The organism is Bartonella sp. ML70XJBT (assembly GCF_028618425.1).
Classification (GTDB): domain Bacteria; phylum Pseudomonadota; class Alphaproteobacteria; order Rhizobiales; family Rhizobiaceae; genus Bartonella.
In genome coordinates, this window is the sequence record NZ_JAQISX010000028.1 from 1 (window position 1) to 10,845 (window position 10,845).

Sequence of the window (10,845 nt, forward strand, 5' to 3'; positions counted from 1 at the left end):
ATTGAAATCCTTTATGCACCTTGAAATGAATTAAAACCTATAAGCTTATGACAGTTTCAAACGATTACCCTCTTATAGGTAATAAAATATTGCTATAGCATTTTTAGATTTTACGCTTCTCAATTTTGAGAATCATAATCTCATACTTGATAATGCGATTACCAATCCAATTGTTAAAACAAGCTGTGATCTTTAAACGTATGTTATAGATAATTCCAAACGACTAAATTTAAAAACAATGCGATTTTTGAGTGATAAAAACGTATCATAAAATTTATGAACTGTTATAAATGGTAGCTGCTTTTCATTTCATTTGAATACACACATGCGTTATAATATTCACATCATGATTTGCTTTTTATGCTCTATTCATACGTGCCAATCTTTTATAAAAAATGGTCAAATGAATCATACATAAAAGTGTGGATTCTTAAGTGGATTCATATAAAATAATTGAACGCAACATATTGACTTTATTGCGTTTTTTGATATTATAGTGAATATTAAAAGAAAGGATGTGCTCGTTATTCAAAAGGTATCAGCTTTTAATTTTAATAAATGAATTTGTTTTTAAAGTTTTGAATATATAATTTGGGCTTGCACGTTATTTCTTTCTGAGTATAGTGCGAGACTCCTGGAGAGGTGGCCGAGTGGTTGAAGGCGCACGCCTGGAACGCGTGTATATGGGAAACCATATCGAGGGTTCGAATCCCTCTCTCTCCGCCATACAATTTTCTTCTATGTATAACGTATTGATTCTTTGTAATTTTTTTAAAGGTTCGGGAGCGTTAACAAAAGTTCGGGAATAGGATTTTCCAACATACCGTTACGAAGCTCATCTTTTCCCTCCAACATTCTCTAATAATTTTTTGAATTCTTTGAAATCCACTATTTTAAATGTGCAAAGACATTCTCTATCGCCTCCATGAGACGAGCAAAATTAAGAAACCATTTTCTAAAGAATTTCGCGCGTCTCAGAGTATGTTTAGAGTCGGATATTTGGTTTTTGTGTAAAAATATTCTCTATAGCATCTAGGATACGTGAAAAATCAAGCGCTAATAAGAGTATAATAAGTACAATCCATTTCGTATAACGCGACATCACCTTTACACTTTTGTAGGTCATGATGATTTCTTGAAGGATTTCTTTTTCCGCTTCTGTAAGCTCTACATCGTCTCTTGTTTTTCTTCTAGCCATGTTTCCATCCACACAAACGTTCACCTAGGGTGTTATGTTTTAAGATATCTCTTGCTAAGTTTGAACTGATGACGTTAACATCTTGCCTCTCTAAATAAATAGGCAACCAACCAACACAAGAGACATACTTATTTGTCGCGCAACCAGCGAGAGAGAGCAGTGCGCACATCAGCATCACTTTTTTGATTAACTTCATTTTCCACCTCCAGACGTGTTGTGGCTGCCTTTAAAGCTTTTTCTGTTTGCTTTTGTTGCTCTGCTTTTTTCCCAAGAGTAAAAGCTCTTGCTAAAATCATAAAAAAAGCGGCTAAAGCCGCGCCTGTTAGCATGAGATTTTTTTTCATCCATAAGATCATAGACGATGCTCCTGAAAGCGTTTGGCAACAAGGAAAAGACCAACACATGCGGCTAAAACCATAATGGTAGCAAGAGCCCATTGCACTGGACCATTGCCTGCCAACAAGCCGCCAAGACCTGAAAAAGAACCAATAATCGGTGCCAATGCTTCTGCTTTGAAAAGCCCTGTTGGTGCTTGCGTTTCTACTGTTTGATAATTGGAGGAAACATAAGCCCCTTTTGCCCATAAGCCTGTTTCTGCCGCACGCCGGTGTGCGAGACCTTCAAGACGCTTTCCGCCTGCTTTGGTCCATTTCTGTAGCTCAGCAGGGACAGCTTCATATTCACCTTGATTGAGCTTTTTTAACAGTGTCGAGTTACAAAAGGCTCCTGTTCCTACATTATAGCAAAACGACACTAACGCCGCGAATTGTTCATCTGTTAATGAAACTGTAACAGCGCGTTCAACGACATTTTCAAATTGTCTTAAGTCTTGGCAAAGAAGTTCTTCTGCTTGTTGTTCAGTGACTGTCATGCCTTTGTGGACAAAAGGTTTTCCAGCACTGTTGGTATGTCCATAACCGATTGTCCATACACCAATGGCGTCTTTATAGGCATTCAAACGCAAACCTTCCCATTGTTTGATGAGTGCAAGACCTTCTTGTGATATTTTTCGCATAAAATTCTCCATAAAAAAAGCTCCGCAAAAAGCAGAGCTGGATTAAAAAATTGACCTCTTTCCCATTCGGAAGGTTGGCTTGTTAAAACCTATGTAGCTTTTTCATTGGAACAAAAGAATGTATTTGACATTGTAGAAATTGTATCTTATAAGTTACAAATGTTTACAGTGTACAAAACAGAGCATTTTATAAAATGGCTAGATTCTTTAAAAGATGAGATTGCACAAGCACATATTGTTAAACGCATAGCAAGAATAGAAACGGGATTTCTTGGAAATGTAAAATTTTTCTGTGGAATTGGAGAATTAAAAATACATCATGGTCCTGGCTATAGAATCTATTTTGTAAAACAAGGTAAGCAAATCATTTTGTTATTAAATGCGGGTGATAAATCTACACAACAAAAGGATATCAAAAAAGCCCTTCAATTAGTAAAGGAAATGAAACATGGAAATTACTAAATTTGACACAAGTGAATATTTCAAGACACCTGAGACACAAAGGATTCTTTTAGAAGATGCTCTTGAAAGCAAAGATAGTAAGTATCTTGCTCATGCTCTTGGTATAATAGCAAAAAACCAAGGAATGAGTAAAATCGCTCAAAATACAGGACTATCAAGAGAGTCGCTTTATCGTTCTTTAAGCGATAAAGGTGATCCACGGCTTTCTACTTTTCTTAGTGTTTTAAGTGCATTAGATTTACAAATGAGTTTAACGCCTATCCAAAAGAATTGTAAGGAGCAGGCAGCTTTAGAAGAAGCCTCTTAACCTCCTCCCCACCTTAAAGTGGGGAAGGGGATGTTTTACTTTAAGCAACCTTTTTAATGGGGTTCTCAAAATTGGGTTCGTAAGTTCGCAACAAAGAATCCATGCTATGCGGTAACTCTGAAGAACCAAAATCTGTAAGGATTGCCAAAATCTTTGTAATATTAGGCACGTCATTTTGAAGCTTTAAAATTAAAGTTTTTTCTACCGCATTCATGGTTTGAACCAGAGCACTACAATCTTTATCACTCACATTTTCATCATCAGAAAATTGAGACAATGCTATCCATAAATCGCATAAAAAGTTAGTATCGATCTTCATTGTACACCTCCATGGATTTGTTCTCTCAAACATGCCAAACCTCTGGAGGTGATTTTTGTTGAAGGCAGTACCTTTTCTGTCCCATCCGGTCTTTTAATGGTGATAGCAGGACAATTCATAAAGCCTTTCTTGATTTTATCTTGATAGGGTAACAGCGGCTCCCCTGGAGCACGTCGATACACCCAATCATGTTTACGCAAGTAATCGGTTAAATCTTTTGGTCTCACCTCTAGCATCTTAGCTGCTTCAATAAGACCAAACAAACCATCCGAACGTTTTAAGCCCTCCAAAGCTTCTGCTTTTGGCTTGAGTGTACTCACCTCATTTCTTAAGTCTTCTAATTGATTGATACTCTCTAAAAGAAGCTGCTTAATCGTAAGAGGATTTTCCAAAGCATTGGAAAGATTTATTGGTGGTGTTGCTACCTGCTTTGCACGCCGTTCACATTCAATAAAGTATAAACGAGCTTCTCTACCTTTCTTATTATTCTCAAGCATAGAAAGTTTTTTGGCTACATTTAGTGTAAGGTAATATTCTTTTAATACTACATTTTGACGTTCGCCAGTTTTGGCGAGCGTTAAAATATAATCTATTCCCTCTTCTAAATTGTATTTGATAATGCGGTCCTTAATCCAATTGGAAAAGTCTCGTTTTGCCTCTAAGAATGCGTGCAGGTTACGTGCATTTACTGTTTGAACAATTTCCTGTCCAACAGTTTGTTCCGATATCGGAATAAGTGTGTTCATTGTGAACTCCTTGGTAATAGAGGTTCTTAATGACACTCAAAAAGAGTGCCGGGTGCTAAGAAACACGGTACCAAGTCCGTCGTTATACTTTTCCCAAAAAGGGTATTGTATAGCGTAACCACACCCGACAATATCATTATATGCGTGTAACATACAATGAGTCAAAGCCTTTAATTTGCGGAAAATAAACTATCTCGGTAGTTTGTCCGCTTGGTATTTTCTAAGGTGTTTCTTAGGCACCTGATTCGACAATAGACATATTATTGCCATATTGTCAAGCAGCTTTCTGTGATTTTTAATATTTATGCTAATTGATATCTTCTTTATCCATATGGATGACGCCGTCTCCTTCATCACATGCATTGGGAGGGGCGTTTGGATCAAGGGTATCGTCTTTGTCTGGTGTGGTGTTTGCTACGTTTTTTGCAGCATCTTCTTGGGCTTTATCAAAAAGTTCGCACTCTATTTTTGTTGTATATCCACCCGTCTTATCAAGCTTGTGTTTGACACTTTTGATGCGCCATTCTGCTGGAATGTAGGAGCGGAAAGGGGGCTCTTGAACAAGCTTTGCTTCTGCTTGCACAAAGGGATCACCACCGATCTCACATGAGAAAGAAGATTTACCGCGTGATGATTTATTGCGATAAGCAGCAATGTCCGCAACAGCCTCTGATTGGTTATGGTAGGTATATTTGAGTTCATGAAAAGGTTCTTTACCAACCTTGACTTCCTTTTTCTCACCAGTGCGGATATCATGATAGCTTGCAAGTACACCGCCCTTTTTCTCTTTGTCTTCTTCTTTCTCAGGTGTTGTTTCTGCTTTTTCCGATTCAGATGATGATGCTCTGTCACTGTCATCCATATGGATTACATCTTCACTCTCCTCGATTTCTTCTGGTTCTCTTGCATCGGCGGCGGCTTTTTGGTCATCTCCCGCATCTGTTGCTAAGCCATTGGCGCTACCTGCTTCATCTCGTGCACTATATTTAAAATCCCAAGAGGTACAGTGTTTTTCATGGATAACAACAATAGGGAGTGTTTCACCGGTAATGGCTTTGCCTTCCCCCCGTTTGGCAAGCACCAATTTGCCATCAACGGGTTTTGCAACGGCGTCATATTCTTCTGCAAGGCGTGTGGCAAAAGCCATATCGCTTTCTGCCGTTTGATCAATGTGACGCACAACAATTTTTGCAAGAGAAGGATCAACCTTTGGTGTATAGCCATTACGCTCTGCTATCTCTTGAACAATACTGCCAAAAGTTTGTTGATGATAAGATTGGCTTTTGGGGGTTCTATAAGATGTATTCATAGAAGCAGCGCGCCCTGTAACACTTAAGGTTTGTGGTGGACTGTTTACAGAGATTTCGTCTATCAGATAGGCGCCCATATCGCGGTTTTTACCGCCTTCATAGCCAAGTGTTATGGAAATAACTGTCCCGATGAGAGGAATGTCAAGAAAGCCGTTATCACACTCACGGGCGCGGTCATCAAGTTCTATGGGATACGGTCACTTTTGTCTTCTGCTTCATCGGTAATTTCAATCGACAAAACATAATCCATGAGAGTTCTTGTAATATTTTCGCCATATTGCCATCACAATGCAAAAAGGTTTCATGATTTACTGCCCCAAATTCTAATGACCGGTGTGGCTTTAGGATAGGGGAGGGTTGGCAAGAGGATTGTGATGCCTGCTTTTAAGATGGGTCCATAGTCTGCAAGACCAAAATTAGCTGCATAAACGCGTTCAACAGCAAGGGCTTGTTGTCCTTTGGCATAATATCTCCAGCAAATAGCATCAACCATATCGCCTTCTTTTGTTACGTAAAGATCACTCATAGTTCTTCACCATATTCTCTCAAATTGACAGTAAATTCTTGTTTTTTGGGGTACCATTTTGATGAAAAAAGCTTTGCTTTTCCTTTACAGAAAGGATGACAAACTTACCCAAAATCTTGCCCTGACCCGTCACAAGGATATGAGGTCCCTCATGTGCCATTTGCCGCAAATATTCCAGTTGTCTATAACCGCCTTTAAAGTCTGGATAGATCACACCAGTTAGAGAAAATTCCGCATTTGCAACAGCTGGCAATTGAAGAGCAGCTTTGCGTCTCAATCGCCCTTGCTCGACCCATGGAATGTTATAGGTCATATCGAGGGCTTGATAGGCTGCTGTTTCAATGGAAAAGATAAAACCACCTAAAGCTAACATCATGATGTTTAATCCGAAAGGCTAGAGGCTATGGCTAAACTTTGCTGTTTTGCATAGCGTTCGAGTGCTTGGTTAACAGCGGCGCGGATTTCGTCTTTTAAACCATTGGGGAGAGAAATATTTAAATTTGAAATCATCACGCGAGCATCTACTTCCACCGGCTTATGCACCATAATGGGTTCTGGAACCTTGAAAGATTCAACCTTTACATTTGTCGCCTGCATTTGTCCTGTTTCAACTATGCCTTTATTAGAACTGCTCTTACCTTTTCCAGATGGAGCATTGGGGATAATGGCTGTATCAAGAATTCTTTTGCCAGGGGCTTGTGCTTCATCTGTAGGGTTTTAATGGTTTGGGTTGAAGTTTTATTGATTGTGGCACTAAATCCTAACTTTTCTTTCATCCAGTTTGGCATCCAACTGGTTAATGTGTTAATCATGCCGCTAAACCAATCGGAGAGAGCATTCCATTTGCTTTTGATGCCATCCCACAATCCTCCAATCAGATGGGCACCTGCATCCATGAGATTGACTCCAAACAACCACTCAATCAATGCATTGATTTTTTTTGCAATCCAAGAGAGGGGTGAAAACTTTTTAAAGAGACTAAAGAGTTTATTAAAAACAGTACTGCATAAGTTGGCAAAAGAATTCCACAAATTGCGTAAGAAATTCATGACTGTATCCCAGTTTTTATAGAGCAGATATCCAATTCCAATAAGGGCTGCAATACCAGCCATTATCCAGCCTATAGGGGTTGTCATGATAGCAATACCAAGCGATATAAAAGCGGAACCAACAGCGGTTATTGCCGAAATGAGTGAACCTACAAGAGTTAAAGCAAGACTGGCAACTGCAGAAGCAGCTGAGACGAGTGCTGAAAGCAGTGATTTTGCAAGAGTTGTAACAAACCTCATAGAAAGTTTTATCTGCCGCGATTAATGCTGAAAATAGGGATTTTCCAAGTTTTACAGCAAGACCAGCAATTTTAGAACCAACTGCAGTTAAGACGGAAGACAGTGGTCCTGCAAGAGCGACAGCAAGCCTGATGCAAACTACACTCACGACGGCTAAGGACGTAGCTACCCAGCCATTGAGTTTGTCCCAATATTGATAGAGGACGAAGAGCGCTGCAATGCCACCCATTAACCAACCGATAGGTGTCGTCATAATTGTGATACCAAGGCTAACAAACGCTACTCCTACGGCTGCTAATGCGGCAATGAGTGGACCAAAAATAAATGAACCAAGGGCGACAAGTCCAACTTTAAAGAGGGTTATTTCACCAATTAAGGGCTCTAGCCATTGGAACCAGCCTTTAATTCTCTCTGTGAGATCACTGATGCCTTTTCTTAAATCAGAGGTAGGATTAAGTAAATCTTGTAAGACTTGTTTTAAGGTTTTTGCCCAGCTCGCAACGGTTGTTTGAATGAGGTCGCGGTTTTCATCAATCAACTTTGAAAAACCATCAATCATATCATTGATCACAGGCATGAAACGTGCGCCAATAAAGCTTGCGATACCGCCTATTTTTTTCTTAAAGGCACCAAGCTTGTCGCTTAAATCTGCTGCATAGCGTGCAACATCTGCTCCTATCAGCCATTTTCCTTTCCGCGCCTTTGCAAAGAGTTCTTTAATGGGTGCCATGCCTTGTGAGAGCATGGATGCCATTTCCTTGCCATCACCACCAAACAGCAAAGCAGCAATATGCTGTCTTTGTGCTTGATTTTTCATCTTACTCATTTTGTCTTATACCTTTCTGCTGCTTGTTTTTGCCAAAAGAGCAACTCTCTTGGTTCCATTTCCATCATCTCTGAAAGGGACCAATGGAATACAATGGCAATATTAGCGATCAGTCTAGCAGCGGTTTCCCAGTCGAGGTTTCCCGCCGCTTGGTAAAAGAATCCAAAATTTCTCCAATACTATTCAGATCAGCGCTATCAATTTCGCTAACAGCGTCATACGGCCATTCAGAAAGGCGTGCAATCATCATTGTCGTCTGATCAGTACCTTCCTTTTTCTCGATGGCTTTTATATCTTTTATTTTGATGCGCCGTAAGGTAATTTCTGTGTGTTCTTTTCCTTCAAATGTGATAGGAACAAGCAATTTATATGTAACAGTTTTTTGTACAGTCATTTTTATAATCCTATGTTTTCTCTGTGGTTTGCAAGTTGATTGACGCCATTGAATTTTCTCACCAAGTTGAGAACGTCTATCTCAACAATTTCAGCGTCTTTTTGGACATATTTGAAATATTGCAATGTGAATGTTGCTGTAGAAGTTGCTTTGCCTCCTGGTTGCCATTCTGCCATTTCAAAGCCTTTGCAAAGTCCTCTCATGGTAATGATAACCCGCTCTGCAGGTGTGCCTTGGGCTTGCATTGAACTGCGCAGTGAGATGTCGACATCTGTGCGTCCCAACAGTGCCATTAATTCTGGAGAACAATCAGAAATGGTCATGGTAAGGGAGAGGATTTCAAGACCAAGATCAATCTCAATAGCGCTATCCATGCCACCGCCACGATAACTTTCAACGACCAAATTCAAATTCGGTAGGATGACGCTTTCACACTTTGCTTGATAGGGAATACCGTCGACAAAAATATTAAAATATTTCAAAACTCTTGGTAAAACAGGGATAGTCATTAAAAGATCTCCTCTAGGTAATCATTGATGATTTGTGAACGGAAGGTGATGTGTTCTGCAGGTGTTGTGGGCGTGAACTCTACATTGAAATAGACTCTGCCATCTTCAATAGCACTTGCTGTGTTAAGCTCTAGATCTGTGGTGTACAGCGTCCCCCAAGAATGGCGCCTTGCGCTTTTAAATCACGCAAATAAGCATTGACGCTTTCACTCATATCATTCAGATAAGTCTTTTTAATATTGCGATCGACCGCCCATAGATGTCCGCGCAAAATAGCATCGTTAATCATATCTGCGGTGCGTACCACGGATAAAAAGGCAAATTTTGTATCGCTTGAAAGTGTGCGATTGCCCCAGAGGCGATAACCATTTTCGCGGATAATTGTTGTGATGTTTTGTTCGTTAAGAAGGTTAGCACGGCTTGATCTGTCACCAATGGAAAAATCAATTGGGCGTGCTATGCCAACAATTCCATTGATCACTTTATTGGAAGGGGAATGCCAAAAGCCATTGGCAAAATCATTTTTGGCAATGACCCCAGCAACCACCGCACTTGCTGGTTCTTCTAAGATCTTGCCATTGCGATTGACCTTTACAAATGAATCAATGAGAAGGGCGCGTTTTGAATCAAAATCCTTTGCTGCACTAAGGGCTGCTTCATCTGTTGTGTTGGGGGCATCAATCACCACAATGGCGCGCAAACGCCCGACGCCACATATGACATAAAAATATAAATAAATCAATATGTTATTTAAATAATTTTATATGCACCCCTATCAGAATCCACACTTTTATGCATGTTTAATTTGACCATTTTTTATAAACAATTGCTATGTATGAATAGACCATAAAAAGCAAATCATGATGTAAATATTATAACGCATGTGTGTATTCAAATGAAATGAAAAGCAGTTATCATTCATAATAGTTCATAAATTTTATGATACGTTTTTATCACTCAAAAATCGCATTGTTTAAAATTTAGTCATTTGAAATTATCGATAACATACGTTTAAAGATCACAGCTTGTTTTAACAATTGGATTAGTAATCGCATTATCAAGTATGAGATTATGATTCTTAAAATTGAGAAGTGTAAAATCTAAAAATGCTATAGCAATATTTTATTACCTATAAGAGGGTAATCGTTTGAAACTGTCATAAGCTTATAGGTTTTAATTCATTTTAAGGTGCATAAAGGATTTCAAAATCGTTTTTAAAGCGCTTTCTAAAAGTTTAGAAAATGATAGGCAGGCATTATACAAACATATCATCACAACAGTTATGAAATTAAAAACGTTATATCTTATGAAATCAAAAGCCTTTGAATGATATAACGCAAGCAAGCTGTCAATAAACGTTTTAAAAGTTATCGTTTAAAAATATGAAGCCAAATGGGGGCAATCCAAATTTGGATTGAGTAATTTTAGTACCCCCCAAATTTGGGGGCAGCTCTTTAAGATAAGAAAGCAAAATTCAAAACCATTGTAAAATCTAAACGCATAGGGTTTTACTAAATTTTTAGTAAAATAATGCTGTTAAAAAAATGCTCTATTCTAAAGTTAACGCCCCCAGAATTGGGGTGGTTAATTTTGCCAGCTCAAATTTGAGCCGGCTAATTTTTAAAGAAATTAGGTTTTAATGAAAAGTAAAAATATGCTTATAAGAACCTCTTAAGTGAATGTATAAACGTTTGAAACTGATGTTTGATATAAATAGCTATAAACTCAGTTATCATTTGCTCTTAAGAACGTTTCATTTACGAAAAAAACAAAGATCTAGATTTCACAGCAAAGCAAATCATAAAAACCATAGATTCTATAAAAGCGTTTGTTTATTTGTCTTATGAAATGCTACTTTTAAAAACCAACGCGCGTAAATATAAAAACGGGTTTTGTTATAGACATTTCACTTAATACACATTTGCTTTTGATTGGTTATAAAGC

12 protein-coding genes, 1 tRNA gene and 4 pseudogenes are annotated in these 10,845 nt (G+C 38.6%); 3 read left to right on the forward strand and 14 right to left on the reverse strand.

The window, feature by feature from the left end:
• Window positions 1–636 precede the first annotated feature (636 nt).
• Window positions 637–726: transfer RNA gene (locus tag PVV65_RS08400), tRNA-Ser, on the forward strand.
• Window positions 727–985: 259 nt separating this feature from the next.
• Here PVV65_RS08400 and PVV65_RS08405 read toward each other — a convergent pair.
• From PVV65_RS08405 to PVV65_RS08420, 4 genes are read right to left on the reverse strand one after another with little or no spacing between them, the layout of a single operon-like run.
• A complete protein-coding gene (locus PVV65_RS08405) occupies window positions 986–1,198 on the reverse strand; it encodes a hypothetical protein (protein ID WP_273789854.1) in 213 nt (70 codons plus the stop codon).
• Window positions 1,191–1,394, reverse strand: coding sequence for a hypothetical protein (locus PVV65_RS08410; RefSeq protein ID WP_273789855.1), 204 nt, complete (start codon window positions 1,392–1,394; stop codon window positions 1,191–1,193). The genes PVV65_RS08405 and PVV65_RS08410 overlap by 8 nt, the downstream gene beginning before the upstream one ends.
• The gene (locus PVV65_RS08415) at window positions 1,327–1,554 is read right to left on the reverse strand and encodes a hypothetical protein (protein ID WP_273789856.1); all 228 of its coding nucleotides are present in this window, start codon (window positions 1,552–1,554) and stop codon (window positions 1,327–1,329) included. The genes PVV65_RS08410 and PVV65_RS08415 overlap by 68 nt, the downstream gene beginning before the upstream one ends.
• Entirely contained in the window at window positions 1,551–2,213 is a 663-nt protein-coding gene (locus PVV65_RS08420) for a lysozyme (protein WP_273789857.1), read from the reverse strand. The genes PVV65_RS08415 and PVV65_RS08420 overlap by 4 nt, the downstream gene beginning before the upstream one ends.
• 159 nt (window positions 2,214–2,372) lie before the next feature.
• Between PVV65_RS08420 and PVV65_RS08425 the strand changes: the two genes are divergently transcribed.
• Window positions 2,373–2,675 (forward strand): type II toxin-antitoxin system RelE/ParE family toxin, encoded by a 303-nt coding sequence (locus PVV65_RS08425; protein ID WP_273789864.1) that lies wholly within the window; start codon window positions 2,373–2,375, stop codon window positions 2,673–2,675.
• Window positions 2,662–2,982: an addiction module antidote protein gene (locus tag PVV65_RS08430; protein ID WP_273757280.1), complete on the forward strand. Its 321-nt coding sequence runs from the start codon at window positions 2,662–2,664 to the stop codon at window positions 2,980–2,982. The genes PVV65_RS08425 and PVV65_RS08430 overlap by 14 nt, the downstream gene beginning before the upstream one ends.
• A 40-nt stretch (window positions 2,983–3,022) precedes the next feature.
• Here PVV65_RS08430 and PVV65_RS08435 read toward each other — a convergent pair whose 3' ends face one another.
• The 10 genes and pseudogenes from PVV65_RS08435 to PVV65_RS08475 form a co-directional block, all read right to left on the reverse strand.
• Window positions 3,023–3,301, reverse strand: coding sequence for a hypothetical protein (locus PVV65_RS08435; RefSeq protein ID WP_273789858.1), 279 nt, complete (start codon window positions 3,299–3,301; stop codon window positions 3,023–3,025).
• Window positions 3,298–4,047 carry an antA/AntB antirepressor family protein gene (locus tag PVV65_RS08440; protein WP_273789859.1) on the reverse strand — a complete coding sequence of 250 codons (750 nt, stop codon included), beginning with the start codon at window positions 4,045–4,047 and terminating at the stop codon, window positions 3,298–3,300. The genes PVV65_RS08435 and PVV65_RS08440 overlap by 4 nt, the downstream gene beginning before the upstream one ends.
• 307 nt (window positions 4,048–4,354) lie before the next feature.
• Window positions 4,355–5,662, reverse strand: a pseudogene (locus PVV65_RS08445) (contractile injection system protein, VgrG/Pvc8 family).
• Window positions 5,659–5,883, reverse strand: a complete 225-nt coding sequence (locus PVV65_RS08450) for a tail protein X (protein ID WP_273789860.1) — start codon at window positions 5,881–5,883, stop codon at window positions 5,659–5,661. The pseudogene PVV65_RS08445 and the gene PVV65_RS08450 overlap by 4 nt, the downstream one beginning before the upstream one ends.
• Window positions 5,880–6,259 (reverse strand): annotated as a pseudogene (locus tag PVV65_RS08455) (phage tail protein). The gene PVV65_RS08450 and the pseudogene PVV65_RS08455 overlap by 4 nt, the downstream one beginning before the upstream one ends.
• Window positions 6,260–6,264: 5 nt before the next feature.
• Window positions 6,265–8,004, reverse strand: a pseudogene (locus PVV65_RS08460) (phage tail protein); the annotation flags it as partial.
• Window positions 7,995–8,066, reverse strand: coding sequence for a hypothetical protein (locus PVV65_RS10040; protein WP_404978399.1), 72 nt, complete (start codon window positions 8,064–8,066; stop codon window positions 7,995–7,997). The gene PVV65_RS10040 and the pseudogene PVV65_RS08460, both read right to left, overlap by 10 nt.
• 41 nt (window positions 8,067–8,107) lie before the next feature.
• A complete protein-coding gene (locus PVV65_RS08465) occupies window positions 8,108–8,392 on the reverse strand; it encodes a phage tail assembly protein (protein WP_273789862.1) in 285 nt (94 codons plus the stop codon).
• A gap of 2 nt (window positions 8,393–8,394) precedes the next feature.
• Window positions 8,395–8,901 (reverse strand): phage major tail tube protein, encoded by a 507-nt coding sequence (locus tag PVV65_RS08470; protein WP_273789863.1) that lies wholly within the window; start codon window positions 8,899–8,901, stop codon window positions 8,395–8,397.
• A pseudogene (locus tag PVV65_RS08475) lies at window positions 8,901–9,604 on the reverse strand (phage tail sheath family protein); the annotation flags it as partial. The pseudogene PVV65_RS08475 and the gene PVV65_RS08470, both read right to left, overlap by 1 nt.
• Window positions 9,605–10,845 lie beyond the last annotated feature (1,241 nt).